The sequence below is a fragment of the Acidihalobacter yilgarnensis genome, assembly GCF_001753245.1.
Classification (GTDB): domain Bacteria; phylum Pseudomonadota; class Gammaproteobacteria; order DSM-5130; family Acidihalobacteraceae; genus Acidihalobacter; species Acidihalobacter yilgarnensis.
This window is the reverse complement of record NZ_CP017415.1, coordinates 3,482,352-3,506,697: the sequence shown is the minus strand read 5'-3', so window position 1 is coordinate 3,506,697 and position 24,346 is coordinate 3,482,352. Positions and strand designations below refer to the sequence as shown.

The 24,346-nt window shown below is 61.1% G+C and carries 21 protein-coding genes; 15 read left to right on the top strand and 6 right to left on the bottom strand.

Going from position 1 to position 24,346, the window contains the following annotated elements:
• Positions 1-187: 187 nt before the first annotated feature.
• From BI364_RS16845 to BI364_RS16825, 5 genes are all read right to left on the bottom strand, one after another.
• Positions 188-559, bottom strand: a complete 372-nt coding sequence (locus BI364_RS16845; RefSeq protein WP_233279546.1) for a VOC family protein — start codon at positions 557-559, stop codon at positions 188-190.
• 328 nt (positions 560-887) lie between these two features.
• Positions 888-1,586: a hypothetical protein gene (locus tag BI364_RS16840; protein WP_070079720.1), complete on the bottom strand. Its 699-nt coding sequence runs from the start codon at positions 1,584-1,586 to the stop codon at positions 888-890.
• 286 nt (positions 1,587-1,872) lie between these two features.
• Positions 1,873-3,051, bottom strand: coding sequence for an MFS transporter (locus BI364_RS16835; RefSeq protein ID WP_156782822.1), 1,179 nt, complete (start codon positions 3,049-3,051; stop codon positions 1,873-1,875).
• Between the two features lie 42 nt (positions 3,052-3,093).
• Positions 3,094-3,564 (bottom strand): RrF2 family transcriptional regulator, encoded by a 471-nt coding sequence (locus BI364_RS16830; protein ID WP_070079719.1) that lies wholly within the window; start codon positions 3,562-3,564, stop codon positions 3,094-3,096.
• A gap of 104 nt (positions 3,565-3,668) precedes the next feature.
• Positions 3,669-4,577, bottom strand: coding sequence for a LysR substrate-binding domain-containing protein (locus tag BI364_RS16825; RefSeq protein WP_070079718.1), 909 nt, complete (start codon positions 4,575-4,577; stop codon positions 3,669-3,671).
• A 116-nt stretch (positions 4,578-4,693) separates the two neighbouring features.
• Between BI364_RS16825 and BI364_RS16820 the strand changes: the two genes are divergently transcribed.
• From BI364_RS16820 to BI364_RS16775, 10 genes are all read left to right on the top strand, one after another.
• Positions 4,694-4,846 (top strand): hypothetical protein, encoded by a 153-nt coding sequence (locus tag BI364_RS16820; protein ID WP_156782821.1) that lies wholly within the window; start codon positions 4,694-4,696, stop codon positions 4,844-4,846.
• A gap of 156 nt (positions 4,847-5,002) precedes the next feature.
• Positions 5,003-5,767, top strand: a complete 765-nt coding sequence (locus BI364_RS16815; protein ID WP_070079716.1) for a GntR family transcriptional regulator — start codon at positions 5,003-5,005, stop codon at positions 5,765-5,767.
• 19 nt (positions 5,768-5,786) lie between these two features.
• Positions 5,787-7,526, top strand: coding sequence for a fumarate reductase/succinate dehydrogenase flavoprotein subunit (locus BI364_RS16810; protein ID WP_070079715.1), 1,740 nt, complete (start codon positions 5,787-5,789; stop codon positions 7,524-7,526).
• Positions 7,527-7,541: 15 nt separating this feature from the next.
• Positions 7,542-7,775, top strand: coding sequence for a 4Fe-4S dicluster domain-containing protein (locus BI364_RS16805; RefSeq protein WP_070079714.1), 234 nt, complete (start codon positions 7,542-7,544; stop codon positions 7,773-7,775).
• 9 nt (positions 7,776-7,784) lie between these two features.
• Positions 7,785-8,738: a HEAT repeat domain-containing protein gene (locus BI364_RS16800; RefSeq protein ID WP_197495768.1), complete on the top strand. Its 954-nt coding sequence runs from the start codon at positions 7,785-7,787 to the stop codon at positions 8,736-8,738.
• A 70-nt stretch (positions 8,739-8,808) separates the two neighbouring features.
• Positions 8,809-9,150, top strand: coding sequence for a ferredoxin FdxA (fdxA, locus tag BI364_RS16795; protein WP_070079713.1), 342 nt, complete (start codon positions 8,809-8,811; stop codon positions 9,148-9,150).
• 51 nt (positions 9,151-9,201) lie between these two features.
• A complete protein-coding gene (locus tag BI364_RS16790; protein WP_070079712.1) occupies positions 9,202-12,648 on the top strand; it encodes an FAD-dependent oxidoreductase in 3,447 nt (1,148 codons plus the stop codon).
• Between the two features lie 402 nt (positions 12,649-13,050).
• Positions 13,051-14,427, top strand: coding sequence for an ABC transporter substrate-binding protein (locus BI364_RS16785; protein WP_197495767.1), 1,377 nt, complete (start codon positions 13,051-13,053; stop codon positions 14,425-14,427).
• 105 nt (positions 14,428-14,532) lie between these two features.
• The gene (locus BI364_RS16780; RefSeq protein WP_083251574.1) at positions 14,533-15,378 is read left to right on the top strand and encodes an ABC transporter permease; all 846 of its coding nucleotides are present in this window, start codon (positions 14,533-14,535) and stop codon (positions 15,376-15,378) included.
• Between the two features lie 2 nt (positions 15,379-15,380).
• Positions 15,381-16,337 carry an ABC transporter ATP-binding protein gene (locus BI364_RS16775; RefSeq protein WP_233279545.1) on the top strand — a complete coding sequence of 319 codons (957 nt, stop codon included), beginning with the start codon at positions 15,381-15,383 and terminating at the stop codon, positions 16,335-16,337.
• A 58-nt stretch (positions 16,338-16,395) separates the two neighbouring features.
• Here the strand turns inward: BI364_RS16775 and ppsA are convergent, their stop codons facing one another.
• Positions 16,396-18,777: a phosphoenolpyruvate synthase gene (gene ppsA / locus BI364_RS16770; RefSeq protein WP_070080178.1), complete on the bottom strand. Its 2,382-nt coding sequence runs from the start codon at positions 18,775-18,777 to the stop codon at positions 16,396-16,398.
• Positions 18,778-18,847: 70 nt separating this feature from the next.
• On the opposite strand from ppsA, the gene ppsR reads away from it, so the two are divergent.
• The 5 genes from ppsR to glcE all read left to right on the top strand — a co-directional run bounded on the left by ppsR (position 18,848) and on the right by glcE (position 24,326).
• Positions 18,848-19,669, top strand: a complete 822-nt coding sequence (gene ppsR, locus BI364_RS16765) for a posphoenolpyruvate synthetase regulatory kinase/phosphorylase PpsR (RefSeq protein WP_070080177.1) — start codon at positions 18,848-18,850, stop codon at positions 19,667-19,669.
• 78 nt (positions 19,670-19,747) lie between these two features.
• Positions 19,748-20,335, top strand: coding sequence for a transcriptional repressor LexA (lexA, locus tag BI364_RS16760; RefSeq protein ID WP_070079710.1), 588 nt, complete (start codon positions 19,748-19,750; stop codon positions 20,333-20,335).
• Between the two features lie 7 nt (positions 20,336-20,342).
• Positions 20,343-21,599 (top strand): DNA polymerase Y family protein, encoded by a 1,257-nt coding sequence (locus tag BI364_RS16755; protein WP_233279544.1) that lies wholly within the window; start codon positions 20,343-20,345, stop codon positions 21,597-21,599.
• Between the two features lie 222 nt (positions 21,600-21,821).
• Positions 21,822-23,261 carry an FAD-linked oxidase C-terminal domain-containing protein gene (locus BI364_RS16750; protein WP_407639364.1) on the top strand — a complete coding sequence of 480 codons (1,440 nt, stop codon included), beginning with the start codon at positions 21,822-21,824 and terminating at the stop codon, positions 23,259-23,261.
• The gene (gene glcE / locus BI364_RS16745) at positions 23,262-24,326 is read left to right on the top strand and encodes a glycolate oxidase subunit GlcE (RefSeq protein WP_070079708.1); all 1,065 of its coding nucleotides are present in this window, start codon (positions 23,262-23,264) and stop codon (positions 24,324-24,326) included. It begins immediately after the preceding gene.
• Positions 24,327-24,346: the final 20 nt, after the last annotated feature.

Here is a 24,346-nt window from a genome sequence, read left to right as displayed (position 1 = left end):
CCAGGGTGTCTGGAGCGAAGTGATGCGCGGCAATCACCCCGTTATTCCTGTTCGCGTCTTGAAGGAAGTTCGCGCATAGCTTCCTTCCAGGGTGGCGATTTCCATTCTGGGTGTTTTTTCCATATTTTTTTCAGGCTGCTGATCCAGCTTAGATAAGCTTGGATGGATGGCAGCATTGGGGTGTGGCTCAATTCGAAATGGATGCCCGTAAATGGATCGTTAAAAAACACCGCATAATAACCTGGCGTATAAGCAGGATATTCAGCGGGGGATCGCTGACATCGATATTGTTTTTGAGCAGAAATTTTTCGTGGAAGGCATCCACTTCCTTTCTGTTTTTGGCCCACAGCGCGATATGGTGTATTCCGGTGGAATGACCATCTGGATTCAATTTGCTGCCGGCTTTGGCCGCTTGTATGCCGATATAACTATGGAAGAAAGGGAAGCGGGCCATGTAGTAGGTTGATCGATATTCGATGTCGAGTGTCCAGAAACTCTTGTATCCCAGCCAGCCGAACATTTTGTCGAAGAAGGCGATCGATTTCTCGTATTCGAGCACTGAAAATTCGACATGATGAATTCCCTTGAATCTCATAATCCACCCGTGGTGCATTTTCGGTTGTCGTATATGGAGACTGTAACCTGAAGATTGCGATTTGCGCACCTGCGGCTCGGTTATGTTGTCACGCCAAAGGTTCGTGGGTTTTCGCAGAAGTGTGTGTCTGTATGCCGCGTGTTTTCGCCGGGAGGACACCGGACAGCGTCTCTATCCGTGGTGAACCGATGATACCGGTGTCCGTAGCGCGCGCTACGGACACCGGTCGATGAGGATTTTGGGATATATGCGCCGGTTGCGTTAGCTGTCTCGCGTCCGTGAAACATACCGGTCATACATGCTTATGCGATTCTTCGTAGACCGGGATGGACGGCAGCATTATTTGGGAGGCGGATTCGGTATGCATGGCGGTGAGCTTGATCGAATCCCCAACGACGAGCGGTGCGTAGCCGTGCAGACTCGGGTCAAGTGAGATCGCACGCATGGTGGCGGCAACTTCATGCGAGGGTTGTATGTCACCAACCGCTGCCAAAGCCTGATTTAATGCCCGATTCAGACTGGCCATGTTTTTACCCTTGGCGAGAATGACCGTCCAGCTGTGCGCCCGGCCATCGATCCTGGCGCTGATCTGATATTCGCGACCGATGTGTCCCAGTACGTTGACTTGCCGCGTCGTCGGTGCGATCCGAATCGCGCCGATCTCCGGGCCAACGATGCGCTTGCGGGGTGTTGTGACCAGATGGGCTTGAGCCTGTGTTTCGCCGGGTTGGGTGAAGCAGCTGATGACCTTGGTACCCTTGATCCAGTAGGTGACGCTCTTCTGCCCCTTGATCCCCGCTTTGCCGTAGACGAAGCTTTCCTGCGTAACGCCAGCGGGGTCGATGCTGATGGCGATATGCTGATGTCCGGGTAATGCGTACTCGGCCGTGAGTACGCGGCTGGGTGTATGGGTCGCACCGAATGCCTGATTTGTAGCACCGATGACGATGATGGCAAGACCGAGTTTTGCGTAGGACGAGAACGGTTTCATAACAGCCCCCTCAATAGGAGAAATCTATATAAATGGGAAAACGATGAGTTCCCTCGGAAGGTATAAAGCCGTCGCTGCCACTTGTAAGCACGCCATGCGCCGGCGTGTCGTTTCATTAGATTTATGAATGCTGCCGCAAGGGCTGATTTAGGGTGGGTTGAAAATATCGGTTTCTAAGGCGGATCGCGGTCGCCTCTTCGGGAAAGGCCTATCGGTTGTCGTGCTGCCGCAGATTCGCGCGGCGCACGTGGACGCGTGCCGTAAAGCCCTAACGGGCAGCGCGGTTTTACCGGTGTGTTTGTAACCAGGCATACAGGGCTAGGCTCAGTCCGGTTAGCAGAACCGCAGGTGCGCCTGCGTGGATGGCGAGGCCGCCGAGTACGGCGCCGATGCCGATGCCGAGATAAATGGCGGAGGCGTTCAGTGCGATCAGCAGGTGCCCGGTATCGGGGCTCAGCGCGATGAGTCGGTGTTGCTGCGGGGGTGTTTGCGACCAGGTGGATGCGCCCCAGAGCGTGACCGCAATTGCGGTAAGGGTCAGCTGGGCGGTCTGCATCCATAGGCAGGCGATCATCAATCCGAAAGCCATGCACATGGCGAGATAAGCCGCAGCCAGTACGCGTGCCGGCCCCCAGCGGTCGGTGGCGTGACCGCAGAAGAGATTGCCGACGAGCGCCCCGGCACCGTATAGAAACAGCATGGGATTGGCTAGATACGCAGGTATGCCCAGGTCATGCAACAACGGCAGGCTGTAGGGATAGAGGGTATAGCTCGCCGCCATGCCAGTCACGGTCAAGACGAGCGTCGATGTCACGCCGGGCGTGCGCAATGCGGTTAGCCGTTCGCCGAGCTTCGCCGGAGCGGTGTTGTTGGGCTGCCCGGCCAAAGTATGTAGGTGGGTTGCGGCCACCAACAGTGCGAGCAGGCTGATGACGGCCAGCGCGGCGCGCCAATTCAGCCAGTGGGCGAGTAATCCACCCAACGGTACGCCGAGTGCGGTGGCCAAGGTCAGCCCTCCGATGACCACCGATAGTGCGCGGCCGCGATAGCGTGGCGCATACAGGCTGGCGGCCAATGCGCCCGCGGTGGGGGTGTAAACCGCCGCGCCGAGCGCAGCGAGGGCACGGCTGGCGAGCAAGGTGCCGAGGTCATGCGCGGTAGCGGCCGCGAGGTTTGCCGTGGCCAGTGTTAGCAGGGCCGCGATGAGCACTCTACGTCGTGAGTAAGCGCCGGTGAGCGCGGCGAGGACGGGGGCGGCGATGGCGTAAGTGATCGCAAACACGGTCACTGCTTGACCGGCCACAGTGGGCGTGACGTCCAGCGTTTTGGCCATGCCGGGTAGGATGCTGGCTACGATGAAGGCATCGGTGCCTACCGTGAAGGTCCCGAGTGCGAGCAGCGCGATCTTGACCCACGGGCGCGAGGCGGGCGTTCGTGGGGACGGTTTTATCTGGACATTAAACATCCCGATTGTGTCCTCGGTCTTGCATCGTGCACGGATACGGATTTAGCGGCGGTTGAGTTCGAACCAGCGCCGGGCGCGTGTCGGCGCAGCCTCTGGGGAGGCATTCATCAGGTCGGCGAGAGTTTGCTTCGACAAGGCCTCACGCCAAGCGGCTTCGGCGGTGTACATGGCGAGCGCAACGCTGCAGGGGTGTCGGCACTCGTCCGGGCTGGCGCCGGCGCGCTGACGGATTTCGGTACAGCGAAAGGCTGTCTCCTCGCCTTCGATGGCGGCTACGACATCCCATAGGGTAATGTCGACGGGTGAACGAGCGAGTCGAAAACCACCCCGGCTGCCGGATGTCGAGGTGAGAATGCCTGCGCGCATGAGCGCCTGGAGGCGTTTATTTAGATACGCCGATGGTAGATCGAATCGCGCGGCGAGTTTGGCGGTAGGCAGAGGCTCCGGGTTATCCGCCCAGGCCAGCGTGAGACAGCAGTGCAATCCCCATTCGACGCCTTGACTGATACGCATGCATAGCTCCTGTGCGAGGACGATTATCTAGACACTTAATATCCAGAATTGTTCCGCGAGCGGATATTGCGAGGGACCAGTAGTGCGTGCCGCGAGGACCGGAATCAGGCCGGTGTGCGATAACCCTGCACGATGTAGTCGGCGACCTGGGCGATCACATCGTCTTCTGCGCGCAGGCTCATGACCAATTGCACGTCGGGTAGTGCGGGGAAGCCTTCATCGGCGGTCAGTGCGAGGTGGTTGTGCTTATGGGTGGATTGGGGCAGGAAACCCACTCCTAGGCCGGATGAGATTGCGCTGCGGATATTGTCGTAGGAGGCGCTGGTATAGGCGAAGAACCACGGCCGTCCGACGCTATCGAGGGCATGTAGGGCCGCTTCCCGGTAGGCGCAGCCTTCGGGGAAGCCGATCAGCGGGATTTCGTCGAAACGGTCGATGTGGATGTGGCGGTGATGCAGCCAGTGCAATGGATCTCTGCGCAGGATGCGGCAGGCATGGTCTGGACTATAGCTGTGAGCGGTGCGCTTGAAGATGATGATGTCGAGCAGCTGGGCATCGAACTGTTCGACCAGATAGCACGAAAGCGTGGCGGTAATCTCGATTTGAAGGTCCGGGTTGCGAGTGAGGCAGCGAGAAACCACGGCGTGCAGCTCTGCCACGGCGAAATCCTCGGGCACGCCGAGGCGTATTCGCCCGCGTAATCTGGGTCGGCAGATGGCCTGCACGGCGTCATCCATACGAGCAAGTATGTCGCGTGCGTAGCCGAGAAAGCGTTGACCCTCGAGCGTCAGTCCGTCGATGTGCCCCTGGCTGCGCACCACGAGGCGGTAACCGAGGATTTCTTCGAGCCGCTGGAGGTTCTGAGAAATCGCCGACTGTGAGCGATGCAGCAGCTCGCCGGCCTTGCCGAATCCACCGTCACTCGCCACGGTCACGAAGACCCGCAGCTGCTCGAACGTCAGCCGACGGTCTCCCCCCGTGCGCGAGATTGCACGATTGCCGGACTCGTCCATCTCGGCATCCTTATTGATAATTAATTCGAATGATTTGTTGTGCGTGATAATTCGATTCGCTGAGTATAGACGTCTGACCGGACTTGGCCGCCCACCACGCCCGCCGGAGGCTTATGATGCCCGCCGCTGTAACGTTGTATCCGCTGATCGTTCTGTTCAGCGTGATCTGGGAGTCCGCCTTCGTGGTCGGCGAGCCGGCGTTGGTGGAACTGGATCCCTATACCTTTATGGCTCTGTGCTTCTGTTTGCGGCCGTCCTGTTGTTGCTGAACGCGTTACCTGTCGGATGCGCTGGCGGATCTTGGCATTGTGCTTGAATTCTGCCTGGCTAGAGATTCGTGGGCGAAGCGCTTTTATGTATTGACGAGGTGACAAAGCCAACATATCATAACAAGTACATACAAGACATGCTCGGACGAGACAACGATGACGAAGCACGAAGACACGAAGTTGGGCGCAGGTGGCCTGAAGCTGGTGTCGCCGATTCCGCTGTACGGCCAGATCAAGGACATGCTGCGCAAGAAAATTCTGGATGGCAGTTATCCGCCACATAGCAAGTTGCCGTCGGAAAGCGAACTCATGGCGCTGTTCGACGTGAGCCGGATTACGGCGCGTCAGGCGATCCGTGATCTGCAGAAGGAAGGTCTGGTGTTCACGATCCAGGGCAAGGGCAGCTTCGTCACCAAGCCGAAGGCGGTGCAGGACTTGACCCGTCTGGAGGGTTTCGGCGAGGCGATGAACAGCAAGGGCTACGAGACCTATTCGCGACTGATCGGTGTCCGCGAAATGCCCGCGAGCAGTGAGGTTGCGCGTGCGCTGCAGTTGAGCCGCGACACGTCGGTGGTTGAGATCGAGCGGGTTCGCTACCTGAACCGTTCGCCGATCTCGCTGGACATCAGCTACTTCTCGCTGGATATCGGCCGGCGGCTCATGGATGAGGATCTGGAAACACGTGACATCTTCGTCATCCTGGAAAACGATTACGCCTTGCCGCTGGGCGCGGCCGATATCGTGATCAACGCAACGGTGGCGGACGAGAGAGAGGCCGAGTTGTTGGCCATCGAATCCGGCGCGCCGATTTTGCGAATGGAACGCCTCACGTCCACTCGGGACGGCACCCCGATCGATTACGAGCACCTGTACTACATCGGCGAAGCCTATCAATACCGTCTGCGTATCGAACGTCGTTAATCCAAGCGAGGTAACGTTAATGAATGTCGCATCAGCGCCAGCAGAGATCTTCGATACGGATGTCTTGGTCATCGGTGGTGGCACGGCTGGGCCGATGGCGGCTGTGGCCAGCAAGGAGCGTAATCCCGAGTTGCGCGTGACGCTCCTGGAGAAGGCCAACGTCAAGCGCAGCGGCGCGATCAGCATGGGGATGGACGGGCTGAACAACGCCATCATCCCCGGCCACGCGACGCCTGAGCAGTATGTGAAGGAAATCACGGTGGCCAACGACGGCATCATCAACCAGAAAACGGTGATGGCCTACGCGACGCGCAGCTTCGACATGATTAACAAACTCGACAGCTGGGGCGTGAAGTTCGAGAAGGATGAGACCGGCGATTACAGCGTGAAGAAGGTCCACCACATGGGTACCTATGTGCTGCCCATGCCGGAGGGTCATCACATGAAGAAAATCCTGTACCGCCAACTGCGCCGCAAACGTGTCGACGTGGTCAACCGCTACGTGGTCACCCGATTACTCAAGGATGCCAGTGGGCGTATCGCCGGTGCGATGATGGTCAACAGTCGCACCGCGGAGGTCGCGGTGATCCGCGCCAAGGCGGTGATTCTGGCGACGGGCGCGGCGGGGCGCCTCGGCCTGCCCGCCTCCGGTTATCTGTTCGGCACCTATGAGAACCCGACCAACGCCGGCGATGGTTACAGCATGGCCTACCGTGTGGGCGCGGAGCTGTCGGGTATCGAGTGCTACCAGATCAACCCGCTGATCAAGGACTACAACGGCCCGGCTTGTGCGTACGTGACCGGCCCGCTGGGCGGCTACACGGCCAACTCCAAGGGCGACCGTTTCATCGAATGCGATTACTGGAGCGGGCAGATGATGCTGGAGTTCTACCGCGAGTTGGAGGGCGGTAAGGGCCCGGTGTTCCTCAAGCTCGACCATCTCGCCGAGGAGACGATCCAGGAGATCGAGACCATCCTGCATAGCAACGAGCGCCCGAGCCGAGGACGCTTCCACGAACGGCGCGGGACGAATTACCGCGAACGCATGGTTGAGATGCACATCTCGGAAATCGGTCTGTGCAGCGGGCATAGCGCATCCGGGGTTTGGGTCGATGAACACGCGCGCACCACGGTGCCGGGGCTGTATGCCGCCGGTGACCTAGCCTGCGTACCGCACAACTACATGCTCGGTGCCTTCGTCTACGGCGAGATCGCTGGCCACGATGCGGCGGATTACTGCGCCGGGGTGGATATGCCGACACTGGACGAGGCCGAGATCGCCGCAGAGACCGCGCGCATCCAGGCGCCGCTGACGGTCGCCGACGGCATCACGCCGTACCAGATGGAATACAAGCTGCGTCGCATGGTGAACGACTACCTGCAGCCGCCGAAGGTCACCACGAAGATGGAAATCGGCCTCGACCGGTTTATGGAGATCCGCGACGACATGGCCATGCTGGCGGCGTCAGACCCGCACGAACTGATGCGCGCGATGGAGGTGCACGCCATTCTCGACTGCGCGGAAATGGCGGCGCGAGCCTCGTTGTACCGCACCGAAAGCCGCTGGGGTCTGTACCACTATCGCGTCGATTACCCCGAGCGTAACCAGGACGACTGGTTCTGCCACGTCCAGGTCAAACAAAACGAGAATGGAGAAATGACCTGCTTTAAGCGTCCGATCGACCCCTACGTGGTCGAGCTGGATGAGGATGAGACCCAGGCTTACGACAACCTGCGCATCGCCGCCACTGCACAGTAACCAGGGAGCACCGACATGCCGCTTGCCCAAACCAACACCAGCGTCCCGGTCATCGTGGACAACGAAAAATGCATCGCCGACAAAGGCTGCACCGTATGCGTGGATGTCTGCCCACTGGATGTGCTGGTGGTCGATAGCATCACCCAGAAGGCCTATATGAAGTACGACGAGTGCTGGTACTGCACGCCGTGCGAGGTCGACTGCCCGACCGGCGCGGTGACGGTGAACATCCCTTATTTGCTGCGCTGAGAGGTCTCTATGGCCATGCTTTTCGATATTTCCCCGGATCTCGAGGATATTCGTACGCGACTGGAGAGTGACGACGCTGCGGTGCGCCGTATGGCGGTGCTTCGCATCGGCGAAACGGCGGATCCGGACGCGGTCGGTCTGTTGGTACAGGCGCTGGGCGACGCGAACGCAGACGTGCGCGCCGAGGCGGCGCGCGTGCTTGACGAATTCGACACGGTGGACGGCGTGGAGGCGCTGATCGCCTCGCTGTCTGACGCGAACGAGGCGGTGAGGATCTCTGCCGCTGAGACCTTGTCCGAGATCAAGTCGGTCGATGCGGCGCCGTTCCTATTGAGCGGTCTGGCCACTCACGATCCCTTCGCCAAGGCCGCGTTGCTGCGCGCGATCAAGCCGTTGCGCGTGCGCGAGGCGCTGGAGCCGGCGATGAACGCGCTCGGCAGCGACAACGTGCAGGTGCGAAGAGAGGCCGTGGGCGTACTGGCTTATTTGAAGTCCGAGACCGTGCTGCCGGCGCTGCTCGGTGTGGTGCGCAATGATCCGGACGCGCAAGTCCGCCGCGCCGCCGTCGGTGCGTTGGTGTTTGCGGACGGCGGTCACGTGCACGAGACGTTGGTGCACGCAGTTGCCGACGCTGACTGGTTGGTGCGCGAGGAGGCCGCGCAGGTGATCGGTCGACTGCATATCGTGGCGGCTATGGACGCGTTGATCGACGCACTTGACGACGATTACTGGCAGGTGCGGCAGAAGGCGGCCTGCAGCCTGGGGCAGCTGGGTAATCCGGCGGCGGTGGATGCCCTCGGCGCGGCCTTCGCGCACCCAATCAGTAACCTGCGTAAGGAAATCGTCGGCGCGATGGGCGAAATCGCGGATGTTTCCGCGAGGCCGTACCTGGAAGTTGCGCTCAACGACGAGGACCCAGACGTGCGCAAGTTGGCGGCCTGGGCGTTGAGCAAGATTGGCTGAACCGCACAGCCACCACCCGGCGAGGACGAACCGCCACGTAGCGTGGCGTAACCGCAAAGGACGGAAAAACATGACATACGTGGTGACCGAGAACTGCATCCGCTGCAAATATACCGACTGCGTGGACGTGTGCCCGGTGGATTGCTTCCACGAGGGACCGAATTTCCTGGTGATCGATCCGGAGGAGTGCATCGACTGCTCCCTGTGTGTGCCCGAATGCCCGGTGGAGGCGATCTATGCCGAAGGCGACTTGCCGACGGAATTCGCCGACTTCCACGCGATCAATGCGGACCTCGCCAAGCGTTGGCCGATCATCGCGACCAGCCACGAGCCGTTGCCGGAGGCGGAGCGCTGGGCTGAGTTGGAAGGTAAGCGACAATTTCTGGATGCCGGAAGTTTCGTTGATGCCTAACATGTCATGACATGTAATGCCGTGAACGTCGGCGTTTACGAGGGACACTCCATGGAACAGGTGTTGACGCTGAATTTGCCCGGATTCGGGTACGAGGATCTGTACCGTGCGGAACGCCTGCCAGAACTCGACCGCGCGTTCGCAGCACATATGGAGACGCGCGACGCCGACCTGGCGGCGACCTTCGCGCGCTACCGCGCGCAGGCGGCGTTCGATGCTGCTGCGGAGTCGGAGCTGCTGATCGCCGTTGCCGGGGTGCTGGAGGATTTCATCGCCGAGGTCTTCGGCGTGAGGCGTGAGTGCGACGCCCTGGGCGGTCACGCCGGCCGGAGCGCGCTGGTGTGGGCGTTCAAAAACGACTTCGTGAAGCGCAGCCTGCAGACCGCAGGCGACGCACAGGAGCACGATTTCGCGGCGGTCGATGCCTGTGTGCATGCGTGGCTGGGCGAGATCGACGGCGCGGACTGCGAGTACGCGGTGGCGCAGCTGTGGCGCCATGCGGCGGACGCGGGCGACGAGCAGCGCCTCGTCACCCTGGCTGCCTGGGTACGCGCTGCGGTGGCCAGCGCGGCCGGTCGCGCAGCGACTGCGGGTTGGGGCAGTTTCCGCTTCCCGGCGAAACGTGATTTCGCCGGTCTGGTACGCACCGAGCTGCAACCCGCGGCCCGTGGCTGCGGCGTGGCGGTGAAGCCCACCGCGCGCAGGCAGCGCGACGGCTTCGCGCTGACCGACATGCGCTACGGCCGTGGCGAGGCGTTGGATCAGGTGCATTACTGCAAGTTCTGCCATTCGCACCAGGGCGATTACTGTTCCAAGGGTTTTCCCGGCAAGGGCCAGGAAAAGACTCGCAGCAACCCCCTGGGCGTGCCGCTTGAAGGCTGTCCGCTGGAGGAGAAGATCTCCGAGGCCAATGCGCTGATGCGCGACGGCCACACCCTCGGCGCGCTCGCTACGATCATGATCGATAACCCACTGGTGCCGGCGACCGGTCACCGCATCTGCAACGACTGCATGAAGAGCTGCATCTACCAGAAGCAGGATCCGGTCGACATGCCGCAGATCGAAACGCGCATCCTCGACGACGTGCTGAATCTGCCCTGGGGCTACGAGATCTATTTCCTGCTCACCCGATGGAATCCGTTGAACCGCGAGCGCCCCTACGCACTGCCCTACCACGGCACTGATGTGTTGTGTGTCGGTGCGGGACCTGCAGGTTTCAACCTGTCGCACCACCTGTTACAGGCGGGTTTCGGCGTGGTCGGCGCGGACGGACTCAAGATCGAGCCGCTGCCGGCGGAGCTGATCGGCGCCGACGGGCGGACGCCCCAGCCCGTGCGCGAGGTGGCGGAGCTGCGCGAGTCGCTGGACGACCGGGTGATGGCGGGCTTCGGCGGAGTAGCTGAATACGGTATCACCGTGCGTTGGGACAAGAACTTCCTGAAGATCATCCACCTGACGCTGGCGCGTAACCGGCATTACCGCCTGTACGGCGGCATCCGCTTCGGCGGCACGCTGACCATCGACGACGCTTGGGACTACGGCTTCGAGCATATCGCGCTGGCGATCGGTGCAGGCCGGCCGACGATAGTGCCGGTAAAAAACCACCTCGCACGCGGTATCCGCCAGGCGAGCGATTTTCTGATGGGTCTGCAGTTAACCGGCGCTGCCAAGCGCACGAGCCTGGCGAATTTGCAGGTCCGTCTGCCAGCCGTGGTAATTGGCGGCGGACTGACCGCGATCGACACAGCGACCGAGGTCCAGGCGTACTACATCCGCCAGGTGGAGAAAATGCTGGAGCGCTGCGAGGCGTTGGGCGAGTCCGCGGTCGAGCGGATGCTGGACGTCGAGGAGGCCGCGATCCTGCAGGAATTCCTTGCCCATGGCCGCGAGGTCAGGCGCGTACGCGCGCAGGCGCAGCGGCTGGGTGTCGCGCCTGATTTCGCCGAGCTGATCGATCGCTGGGGTGGCGTCACCGTGGCCTATCGGCGTCGCATGGGCGAATCGCCCGCCTATCTGCGTAACCACGAGGAAATTGAAAAGGCGTTGGAGGAGGGCATCCGTTACGCGGAAGGGCTGAATCCGCGTGAGGCGCTGGTGGATCGCCATGGCCATGTGCGGGCGATGGCCTTCGATGGTCCGGCCGGCGAGCGAGTGGAATTGCCCGCACGCGCCGTGTTCATGGCGGCTGGCAGCGTGCCTAATACCAGCTACGAGCGCGAGCACAGGGAGACCTTCGAGATGGAAGGACGTTTCTACGCCGCCTACGGGCTCGACGGCGAGCGTGCCGCGGCCGGCGACCGCGAGGCGGTGTTCACCTCATACCGCAAGGACGGCCGACGCATCTCCTTCCTGGGCGACAACCACCCCGTCTACAGCGGCAGCGTGGTGCGCGCGATGGCCTCGGGCCGGGCGGGGGCGCGGGCGCTCGTGCGCCTGTTCGCGGAACGCATTGGCGACAGCGGACACGCGGCGAAGTGGGATACGCTGTGTGCGCGGCTGGACGAAAATCTGCGTCCGCGTATCGTGGCGGTGACGCGCCTGGCCGAGCATCTGGTGAGCATCGCCGTGCATGCACCGCAGGCCAGCCGCAACTGGCAGCCGGGGCAGGTCTATCGGCTGCAGAATTTCGAGACGCTGGTTGCGCGCGACCTCGGCACGGCCCTGCAGATGGAGGGTATGGCGGTCGACGGCGTGCAGGTGGACAAGGCGCAGGGGCGCATCAATCTGCTGATCAACGAGGTGGGTACCTCGAGCCGACTGGCCGCCACGCTCGCTCCGGGCGATTCAGTGATTCTGATGGGGCCGACCGGAACCTCGTTGCCGATGCCGATGGACAAGACGATCACGGTGATTGGCGGTCATTCAGCGGTGACGAGCATGATCGACGGCAGCCACGCCTGGAAGGCGGCGGGCAACCGCGTGCTGATGATCGCGCACCTGGCCGACCGGCGACGAGCCGAGGCGCTGCAGACACTCGTGCAAGAGGCTGCGGACGAGATCGTTTGGGTGCTCGATGGCGATGAGGTGCTGGATAATTTGCGTGTCCAGGACCGCTGCTTCGTGGGCGACATGACAGCCTATCTACGAGCCGTTGCGGCAGGCGACCGCGATACCAGCAACTGGGTCGAAATCACCGACCAATTCGTCATCTCCGACCGGCCAGAGGTCATGGACATGCTGGTAACGACTTTCAAGGGCGAGCTGGCTCCCCGGCTGAAGCCCAGCGTGCACGGTACCGCCGTGGTCAACAGCCCGATGCAGTGCATGCTCAAGGAAGTGTGCGCGCAGTGCCTGTGCCAGCACCGGCGCGGCGACGGTCCCGACGACGCGCCGAAGACGGTGTTCTCCTGCTTCAACCAGCACCAGCCTTTGTTCGACGTCGATTTCGACAATCTGCGTCTGCGCCAGCGGCAGAACGCACTGCAGGAACGCATCGCCTCGCTGTGGCTGAGCCATGTGCAATCGTCCGCGCCCGATGCGCTGGCCGAATCCCGCTAAGCAATTTTTTCCTCGTCGTTTCCCCCTTCTTTCCGCCGGTCACTGCGCGCGAGCCGACGGGTTTTTTCGCCCATTCCCTGAGCTGACGCTAGGCGTCGCGACACCGTCGTGCGCCAGCGTGGTTCAGTGATGCGATTCGGGCACGGAAACTGTGCAGGTTTACGCTGAGATCACCAAAGTGGAGCGCGTTCATGCATTCTGGACAACGCGAATAAAAACTGTCAATCCAATTAAAAAACAACCAGTTGCATTCGATCAATCGAACTTGAATTTATTGGCACAATCCATGCTGGCTTTTGATGACCTGTCCTGTTATGACGTGTTTGTTTGGAATTTAAGGGTGGTGGCCTTGCATCACCATCAATGCATCATTTATTCGATCAATTTGGGAGGGTGTGTGTCATGCGAATGCTGGGGAAAAATGAGGTGCGCGCGTCGCTGATGGCGCTTTGCGCCGCAGCAGGTGTCGCCGCAGCGCCTGCGTACAGCAAGACGATCACGATCGGTATCGGCATCCAGAATATGTGCACCGACACGTATCAGGGCGGTACCATCATCCGCGGGCTGAAACTTCTGCCCAAGTATCTGCCGCACGACGGTAAATACAAGGACGTCAAATACAAGATCGTTTGGCGTAATTACATGTCCGGTGGCCCGATCACCAACATGATGATCGCCGGCAAGCTCGCTTTTGGCGTGATGGGTGATTACCCGCTGGTGGTCAACGGCGCGAAATTTCAGCAGACGCGCGGCGAGCGTTCGCTGATGATCTCGTTCACCGCCTACAACCTCGACGGCGCCGGCAACGGCATCGTGGTGCCGACCAAATCCGACATCTACAGCGTCGATCAGCTCAAGGGCAAGACCGTGTCGGTGCCGGTGGGCAGCGCAGCCTGGGGCATGCTCTTCAACATGATGAAGGAGAAGCATCTGCCCAAGGATTATTTCCACATGATCAATCAGGGCCCGATGGTTGGTATCGCGGCGATTGCGAATAACAAGATCGCCGCCCATGCAGACTTCTGTCCAATGTCCGAGCTGATGGAATACAAGGGCACCGGTCGCATGATCTACAACGGCGCCGAGGCCGGCATCCCCTATCTGCACGGTGTGGTGGTGCGTAAATCCTTCGCCGAAAAATATCCTGAAGTCGTCGTCGCTTATCTCGAGGCGCTGATCAAGGCCGGTCAGTGGGTGCAGGATGATCCGCAACACGCCGCGAAAATGATCTCCAAGTGGACGATGATTCCCAAGGAAGTACTGTATCTCTACTTCAGCAAGGGCGGTTATCTGACCCCCGATCCGACCTTCAAACCTAAATTCATCAAAACATTAGCCTACGACCACAAAGTTTTGATGAAGTACGCCAACATGCCGCCACTCAACTTCAAGACATGGGCTGCGCCACAGTATTTAGAGACGGCCTACAAGAAGCTCGGGCTGAATTACGAGACGCAGCTCAAGACTTTCTACCACCCGAAGGAAAATATTCATCTGCCAGACGAAATTTGGATCAATGGCGAACCGATGCACCACTATTCGAACACGACTGAAATGCTTAAGGGCTACGAGCATTATGAGAAATTGGGTAAAAAAGTCGACGCGACTTATGTGTACGATCAGAAAACCGGTCTAAAGCTTTTTGGCAAGGACGCCTTTTACGTGATGAGTGGTCAGTCGGTCAGTACCTTCATGCTCAAGAATGAAGCCGATCAATATGCCAGCGTACATGCAGGTAAGGTGCTGACGTTCGCGGAAATTGCCAAGGCGATGGCTTAAACAGAACTAGGTCTGCAGCAACAGGATTGCCGATCCAAACAGGCAAAAACGACTGCGGCTAACACCGCAGTCGTCGCGCCTCACGCAGCGATGGTGGGTGACGTAATGAGCAGCAATGTGCAGACGGATTACAATGTGGTCGTTCGTAAATTTTTAGACTTGGACAAGGAATTATTGTGGGCGAGGCTGAAGCGCCACGCTGTACAGATTCTCTCGTTGGTCGTCGGTGTGGTGATCTGGCAGATATTGACCGTAAAAGGTGTGCAGTTTATCTTGAATTTCAATAATCTGCCGACACCAGTCCAAGTCGGTCAGCAGTTTTATCATTTACTCGGCACGAAGACGTTTTATATCGATATCGGCACCAGCTTGCGCAGAATCGGCATCTCATTTTTTTTAGCGGTAGTGATCGGAATGATAGCGGGTATCGCGATGGGCCGTTCGCAGTTGGCCCGAGATATCATTCTCCCGTATATCGAAATATTGCGCCCTATTCCTGCCGTCGCATGGATTCCGTTATCTATAATTATGTGGCCGACGAATGAGGCCAGTATCATTTACATTACGTTTCTGGGAGCCGTGTTCCCCATTGCGATCAATACCATGGAGGGAGTAAGACAGACGCCTGAGTTGCTAATTCGCGCAGCGGCTACACTCGGCGCTAAGCGTATCTCCATTTTGCGACACGTAATACTGCCGTCCGCATTACCGAGCATTTCAACGGGCCTTGCCGTGGGAATGGGCGTGTCCTGGTTTTCCCTGTTGGCAGGTGAAATTATCAGTGGCCAGTATGGCATCGGATACTTCACTTGGGAGTCGTACGAGCTGATCCGATATCCAGATGTGGTGGTCGGCATGCTCACGATCGGTGTATTGGGTACGCTCTCGACCAGTTTGGTGAAACTGACGGCCCGGCTGTTGCTGCGTTGGGTGCCACCAGAACAGAGGTGATCATGGCCCGCTGCGTTAAACCTCGTTTACGAACCGAAATGAGAGGCACGACGATGATTAGCTCACCACAGGTGGTGGCCTTGAACGGCAAACATGGCGAATCGGCCAAGCGAAGCGGCAGTTTTTTTCAAGCTTCAATCACGCTAGATGAAGCGTCGGTAGCCTTTGGTTCAGAGAAGCGGAGGAAAACGATTCTCTCTTCCCTGACCATGCATGTCGAACCGGGTGAATTCGTGGCTCTGCTGGGGCCCAGCGGCTGCGGTAAATCGACGGTGTTGAACCTGGTCGCGGGCTATTTGAAGCCAAGTACTGGCAGTGTACTGGTAAATAGTAAACCGATAACCGGCCCCGATCCGCAGCGGGGGATGGTGTTTCAGCAGCACACGCTATTTCCTTGGAAAACCGTCCAGGAAAATATTGAGTTCGGTCCAAAAATGAGTGGTCAAAGTAAGGCAACGACTGAAGGCATTGCACGAACGTTCCTGGAGATGGTCGGCTTGAGTAAATTCGCCGATCATTATCCCTCCCAGCTTTCAGGTGGCATGCAGCACCGAGTCGAGATCGCCCGAGCGTTGGCTAATTATCCTGGCGTGCTGCTCATGGACGAACCCTTCGGGGCACTCGACGCGCAGACGCGGCTGGTGATGCAGGATGGGTTGCTCGAATTGTGGGAGCAGCTCAAGCCGACGGTGCTGTTCGTGACGCACGATATCGATGAAGCCGTGCTGCTGGCTGACCGGATTCTGATCATGGGCGTCTCACCCGGCCGTGTGATTTCCGAAATCAAGGTAGACATGGAGCGTCCCCGCAACGTACGGGCGTTGACCGACCCGCGCTTCGGCCGTTTCAAGGGTCAGTGCCTGGATCTGCTGGAACGCGAGAGCCGCAAGGCCTTCGGTTTACAGGATGGTGACGACGAAGCGGATGATAATAACGAAATGAAGCCGCTTCGAGCATAGCTCGTTTGATGGCCTTCGTAGGCGGCGGTCCGGTGTATGTCGGACCGCCGCGCGGGCCTCAGGTCTTGTCGGCGGCTTCCGCTAGGCGTAGCCAGGTGGGGATGACGGTGTCTGGGTTGAGGGAGATGCTTTCGATGCCCTGTGCCATCAACCATACGGCGAGGTCCGGGTGGTCGGACGGTCCCTGGCCGCAGATGCCGACGTATTTCTCGGCCTTGAGGCAGGCCTCGATGGCCATGCCGAGTAGGCGACGCACGGCGGGATTGCGCTCGTCGAAGAGGTGCGCGATGACGCCGGAATCACGGTCCAGACCCAACGTGAGCTGAGTCATATCGTTGGAGCCGATGGAGAAGCCGTCGAAATATTCGAGGAAGTCTTCGGCCAACAGGGCGTTGGAGGGCAGCTCGCACATCATCATGATTTTCAGTCCGGCTTGGCCGCGTGCAAGGCCGTTGGCGGCGAGCAGCTCGGTAACCTGACGCGCCTCCTCCACGGTGCGCACGAAGGGGATCATGATCTGCACGTTAGCCAGCCCCATTTCCTCGCGTACATAGCGCACTGCGCGGCATTCCAGCTCGAAGCAGGGGCGGAAGTCCTTGGAGATGTAGCGTGAGGCGCCGCGGAAGCCGAGCATGGGGTTTTCCTCCTCCGGTTCGTAGCGCTGCCCGCCGAGGAGATTGGCATATTCGTTGGACTTGAAATCGGACAGGCGGACGATCACCGGCTCCGGCGCGAAGGCCGCGCCGATGGTGGCGATACCCTCTGCGAGGCGCTTGACGTAGAACTCGATGGGGTCGCCGTAGGCCTCGATGCGCGCACGAATCTCGCTCTGCAGCTCTGTTGGCAGTCGGTCGAATTCAAGCAATGCCTTGGGGTGGATGCCGATCATGCGGTTGATGATGAACTCCAGCCGGGCGAGACCGACGCCACGGTGCGGCAAGCCGGCGAAGGCGAAGGCGCGGTCGGGGTTGCCCACGTTCATCATGATCTTGACCGGGATATCGGGCATGGCGCCGGTGCTGATCTCGTCCACCGAGAAATCCAGGCGCCCTTCGTAGACGTAGCCGGTGTCGCCTTCGGCACAGGAGACGGTGACCTCGGTGCCGTTGTGGAGCAGCTCGGTGGCGTGGCCGCTGCCGACTACCGCGGGAATGCCCAGCTCGCGGGCGATGATGGCGGCGTGGCAGGTGCGGCCGCCGCGGTCGGTGACCACCGCCGCCACGCGCTTCATCACCGGCTCCCAGTCGGGATCGGTCATGCCGGTGACCAGTACGTCGCCGTCGCGCACCTTGTCCATCTCGCTGAGGTCGTGGATTACGCGGACGGTGCCGGCACCGATGCGGTCGCCCACGGAGCGTCCCTCAATGAGGATTTTGCGCGGTTTCTTGTCGTTGAGCTGGTAGCGCATCATCGACTGCGCGCTGTGGCTGTGCACGGTCTCCGGGCGCGCCTGTAGCACGTAGACTTGGCCGTCGTGCCCGTCTTTACCCCATTCGATGTCCATTGGCCGGCCGTAATGCTGCTCGATCAGCAGCGCCTGGCGGGCCAGAGATTCCACGTCGGCATCGTCGATGCAGAAGTGGCGGCGTTCCTTGGCATCGGTGTCGACGGTGACCACGGTCTCGTGGTGATCGTCGGGCGCGTAGATGATTTTGGAGGCCTTGCTGCCGAGCGTGCGGCGCAGGATCGCTGGCCGCCCGGCGTTCAGCGTGGGCTTGTGCACGTAAAACTCATCGGGGTTGACCGAGCCCTGCACCACCGCCTCGCCAAGGCCGTAGGATGCGGTGACGAAGACCACATCGCGGAAGCCGGATTCGGTGTCGATGCTGAACATGACGCCGCTGGCACCGATGTCCGAGCGCACCATACGTTGGATGCCCGCGCTGAGGGCGACGCCGCTGTGCTCGAAGCCCTTGTGCACGCGATAGGAGATCGCACGGTCGTTGAACAGGCTGGCGAATACCGTTCTCACGGCGTCGAGAATCTGCTCGATGCCACTGACGTTGAGCAGGGTCTCCTGCTGGCCGGCGAAGGAGGCGTCGGGCAGGTCTTCGGCGGTGGCCGAGGAGCGCACGGCGAATGAGGGACCGGGACCGCTTTCCGTTTCCAGGCGGGCATAGGCTTCGCGGATCGCGGCGTCTAGTGCCGGCGGGAAGGGTTGGGCCATGAGCCAGCCACGGATTTCCGCGCCAGCCGCCACCAGGGCGTTAACATCGTCGACGTCGAGGGCTTCGAGCCGCGTACGGATGCGGTCGTCGAGGGACTCGTGGGTCAGGAATTCGCGGTAGGCATCGGCGGTGGTGGCGAAGCCGTTGGGGACTTGCACGCCGAGCTCGCTCAGGTGGCTGATCATCTCGCCCAACGAGGCGTTCTTGCCGCCGACCTCGCCGATGTTGTGCATGCCCACCTGGTTGAACCAGAGGACGTATTCAGTTCCCATTACCATCTCCTATCTGATCTTTGGCACTATCGGGTGGGTTAATCCGGTCAATATGGAGGCGAACAACAAGATGACCAAGGTACGCGGCGCATTCTTTTTGTCCGACCGAACCGGCATTACCTCCGAAACATTGGGGAACATGTTGCTCACCCAGTTCGCGGGGGTGCAATTTGAACGTGTCACGATACCTTTTATCAACTCGGCGGCAAAGGCGCGCGGCGTGGTGGAGCGTATCGATGCCTATCGCGAGCGTCATGGCGAGCCGCCGCTGATCTTCAGTACCGCCGTCGACGACGAGGTCCGCGGCATCCTGGCGACCGCCGACGGCGTGTTCATGGACTTCTTCGAGTCCTTCATCGCGCGTCTGGAAGACACCCTGGATGTGCGCGCCTCGCACTCCGTCGGACTGGCCCACGGCGTCAACCCTGGCACCTATCATCGGCGTATCGAGGCGGTGAATTTCGCCCTCGCGCATGACGACGGCGCGCGTACCGATCACTACGCAGAGGCCGATGTGATCCTGCTGGCCCCCTCGCGTTGCGGCAAGACGCCGACCTGTCTCTATCTTGCCCTGCAGCACGGGCTGCGCGCCGCCAACATGCCTCTGACCGAGGAAGTGCTGGAGGCCGAGCGCCTGCCTGCGTCACTGCTCGATTACCGCAGCAAGTTGTTCGGGTTGACCATCGATCCCGTGAGATTGGCGCAGATTCGCAGCGAACGCCTGCCCAACAGCCACTATGCCTCCCGCGAGCAGTGCGAACGCGAACTGCGGCTCGCCCAAGGCATCTACCGCCGCCTTGGCGCACCTTCGCTGGATACCACGCACGTCTCGGTCGAGGAGATCGCGGCACACATCATTCACCAGACGGGTCTGAAATCGATCTTGCGCTAAAGCTGCCGGGCGATGCTTGCAAATGTTCCATGAATGTTCTAATTTGCTCGTGACATTGAACATTTATGGGACATTCTCATGCATCCGCGCCAACACGAAATCCTCCAGTGCATCCGTGATCACAGTGCGCGACATGGGCGTTCGCCCACGTTAGCCGAGATCGGTAGCACCCTCGGTGTCGGCCGTAACACGGTGCATTACCATGTCCAATCGATGCTGGCGGCGGGGCTGTTGGAACGGGAATCCGGCTGGCGCGGCCTGCGCATCCCGCAGGACCCGGCAGGACCCTACGCGATGCCGCTGGCCGGGCGCATCGCCGCCGGGCGACCCATCGAGGCGATTCCGGGGCAGGACAGCATCGATTTCGGCGCGCTGCTGTTGGGGCCGGATCGTTACGCACTGATCGTCAAGGGCGACTCGATGATTGATGCCGGCATCTTCGATGGTGACTACGTGGTGATGGAGCGCCGCGACAGTGCCGACGACGGCGACATTGTCGCGGCGCTGATCGACGACGACGAGGCCACCCTCAAACGCCTGCGTCGCACCAGTGGCGGTGAGGTGCTGCTGATTCCCGAAAACGTCGACATGGCGCCGATGCATTTCACCCCCGAACGGGTGCGCATCCAAGGCGTGCTGGTCGCCCAATTCCGCCGCTACCGGTAGACCCGCCATGAAAATGCCCACCGTACTGCCCGAAAGCATCGATCGCCGCTGGGCGCGCGCCATCATCCTGATCGATATGAATGCCTTCTTCGCTTCCGTCGAACAGCTCGATGATCCCGCGCTCAGGGGAAAACCGGTGGCAATCACCAACGGCGATCAGGGCACCTGCATCATCACCTGCTCCTACGAAGCGCGTGCCTTCGGCATCCACACTGGCATGCGCCTGCCGGAGGCGCGGCAGCGCTGCCCGGCGCTGATCCGGATTACCGCGCGCTCGTCTCGCTACGCCGAGATGTCCGCGCGCATCATGAGCGCCTTGCAGGCGATCACCCCGGACATCGAGGTGTTCTCGGTGGATGAGGCCTTTCTCGACGTGACCCACGTGCAGCGCTTGCATGGTGCGCCACCGGTGATCGCGCGGCAGGTACAGCGGTTGGTTCGCGAGGTTTCCGGGCTGCCGTGTTCGGTCGGTGTCGCAGGCGACAAGACCACCGCCAAATGGGCTGCCAAACAGCACAAACCCGAAGGGTTGACCGTGGTTTCCCCCTGGGAAACCGCCGCGCGTCTGCATGATGTCCCGGTCACCGAGCTGTGCGGCGTGGGCCGCGGCATTGGCGGTTTTCTCGCCAGTCGTGGTGTGCGTACCTGTGGCGATATGAGCCGGCTGCCCGTGAGTGTGCTGGCGCAGCGCTGGGGCAATATCGGTCGCCGTATCTGGCTGATGGCCCAGGGGCGAGACCCAGATCCGGTCAGTTGCGGTATGGCGCCGCCGAAGAGCGTGGGCCACGGCAAGGTACTCCCTCCGGCGACGCGTGACGTCCAACTGCTGCAACACTACCTCGAACACATGGCGCAGAAGGTCGCTGCGCGGTTGCGCGGGAACGGCCTGGAGGCGCAGCAACTCTTCATCGGTTTGCGTACCGATGCCGGCTGGCTCGGTGGGCGTTATCTGACGCCGAGGCCGACCGATGACGGGCAGCCCATTGCCGCCTTGTGCCGACAGGTGCTGCAGAAGGTTTGGCAGGGGGAGGGCGTGCATCAAGTTCAAGTCACCGCGCTCGACCCGGTGCAGGCCGACATTCAGCTCGACCTATTCGCAGATCAGGCGGCACCGAGGCGCCAAGCGATCAATCGTGCCGTCGATCGCATCAATCGACGCTTCGGCACCCAGGCGATGTCAACCGCGTCGCTACTTGGCCGCGTCCCCTTGCATGACGTAATCGCGCCCGCCTGGAAGCCCGAGGGTATCCGCCGCACGGTATGAGTCGCGGCAACGACACCGTGCATTCAAAATCGATACCTCCAACGTGTAAACTCGCCCCTCCACCCGAGTCGCCCGATACGATTCGGGTGCATATGCGCTTGGCGATACCCTCGTCGGCGCAAATCGGCGGCACCAGTCGCCGTCTATCGATGGGGTGACAGGAGGAGATCCTTGGAGGCACAAATCCAGGATGTGTCAGGGAATAGCGAGGATCGCAGGCGTCTGATCGAAGCGCTACACGCGGTGATACCTGCGCGCGCGCTGCTCGTCCGCGAAGAGGAACGGCGACCCTACGAATGTGACGGCCTGACGGCTTATCGGCGCTTGCCGATGCTGGTTGCCTTGCCGGAGACCGTCGAACAGGTGCAGGCGGTGATGCGAGTCTGTCACGCGCACCGCGTGCCGGTGGTGGCTCGCGGTGCGGGCACCGGGCTCTCCGGCGGCGCGTTGCCGCATGCCGAGGGCGTCCTTCTGTCGCTCGCGAAATTCAATCGTATCCTGAAGATCGATACCCTAGCGCGCACGGCGCAGGTGCAGCCCGGTGTGCGCAATCTGGCAATCAGCGAGGCGGCGCGGCCCCATGGCCTCTATTACGCCCCGGACCCTTCCTCGCAGATCGCTTGCAGCATCGGCGGTAACGTTGCCGAGAATGCAGGTGGTGTGCACTGCCTCAAGTACGGCTTGACCGTACACAACGTGCTGCGTCTCGAAGTGGTCACCGTCGAGGGCGAGCGCATCACACTGGGTGGGGATGCGCTCGATGCACCGGGTTACGACCTGCTGGCGCTGATGCACGGATCGGAAGGCATGCTCGGTGTGATCGTGGAGATCACCGTTCGGTTATTGCCGGTGCCTGAGCGTGCGCAGGTGGTCATGGCTGGGTTCGACGACGTGGCTATTGCGGGCGCCGCGGTCGGCGCGATCATTGCGGCGGGTATCGTGCCTGCAGGGCTTGAGATGATGGACAGCTTCGCCATCTCGGCGGCGGAGGATTTCGTGCATGCGGGTTATCCACGCGACGCGGCTGCGATTCTGTTATGCGAGCTGGACGGGACCAATGAAGAGGTCTCCGATCAATTGCTGCAGATTCACGATCTGCTGGGCAAGGCCGGGGCGACCAGCCTACGCACGGCGCAGGACGAGGCCGAGCGTCAGCGGATGTGGCACGGCCGCAAGGCGGCGTTTCCTGCGGTGGGCCGTCTATCGCCGGACTACTACTGCATGGACGGCACCATTCCGCGCAGTCGCCTGCCCGAAGTGCTCGACGGTATTGCCGCGCTCAGTCGGGAATATGGTTTGCGTGTGGCCAATGTATTCCATGCCGGCGATGGCAATCTGCACCCACTGATTCTCTACGACGCCAATGTGCCGGGCGAATTGGATCGCACCGAGGAATTCGGCGGGCGTATTCTGGAGCTGTGCGTTGCGGTTGGTGGCACGGTGACAGGCGAGCACGGCGTTGGCGTGGAGAAGATCAATCAAATGTGCGTACAGTTCGGCAGTGCCGAGTTGACGCAGTTTCACGCAGTGAAGGCGGCCTTCGACGAGGCCGGTCTGCTCAATCCCGGCAAGGCGGTCCCTACACTGCAGCGTTGCGCCGAGTTCGGTGCGATGCACGTGCACGGCGGTGCTCTCGCCTTTCCTGAACTGGAGCGCTTCTAGATGGAAGAGCGGGATATTGCCGCGGTGCTCACGGAACAGGTGAGCGAGGCCGTCGACACGGGCCGTGGCCTGCGCATTGTGGGCGGTGGCAGCAAGGCCTTTCTGGGGCAGGCCGAAGCGACCGACGTGCTGGACATCGGGGGGCATCGCGGTATCGTGCATTACGAGCCCGTGGAGCTGGTCATCACGGCGCGCGCCGGCACGCCCATCGCCGAGATCGAAGCTGTGTTGGCCGCACACGGGCAAATGCTGCCCTTTGAGCCGCCGCGCTTCGGCCCGACGGCAACCCTCGGCGGAACCCTGGCGATGAATCTGTCCGGCCCACGTCGGCCGTTCGCCGGCGCGGCACGGGATTTTTTGTTGGGCACGCGCATCATCAACGGTCGCGGCGAAATGCTGCGCTTCGGTGGCGAGGTGATGAAGAACGTGGCCGGTTACGATCTCTCGCGCCTCATGGCTGGCAGCCATGGCACCCTCGGCGTGTTACTTGATGCGAGCATGAAGATATTGCCGCGCCCGCCGGCCGAATTGACCTTGCGTCAAGAGCTGTCGCCAGAGGAGGCCATTCGTCAGCTCAATACCTGGGCGGGGCAGCCGTTGCCGTTATCCGCCGGGGCCTACGACGGGGCATGCGTCTATCTGCGTTTATCGGGTTCGGAGACTGCGCTGCGCGCCGCCCAGCGGCGCATCGGCGGAGAGCCGGTGGAAGATGGCGCGGACTTTTGGCATCGTCTGCGCGAGCATGAGCATGCCTTTTTCCGTCACCCCGGACGTCTCTGGCGGTTGAGCGTGGCATCGAGCGCGGCGCCCATCGAGCTGCCTGGGAACTGGTTGGTCGACTGGGCGGGTGCGCAGCGCTGGTATGCCGGCGACGCGGATGCCGCAATGGTACGTCAAGCGGCGGTGCGTGCCGGCGGGCATGCGACGCTGTGGCGCGGCGAGGCCGACGCGCCGCGCTATCAACCGCTGGCGCCGATGGTATTGGCGCTGCACCGTCGCCTCAAGGCGGCACTGGATCCGGCCGGCATTCTCAACGCGGGTCACCCGCTGTATCCGCAAGCCTGAACGACGGCACACTCTAAGCG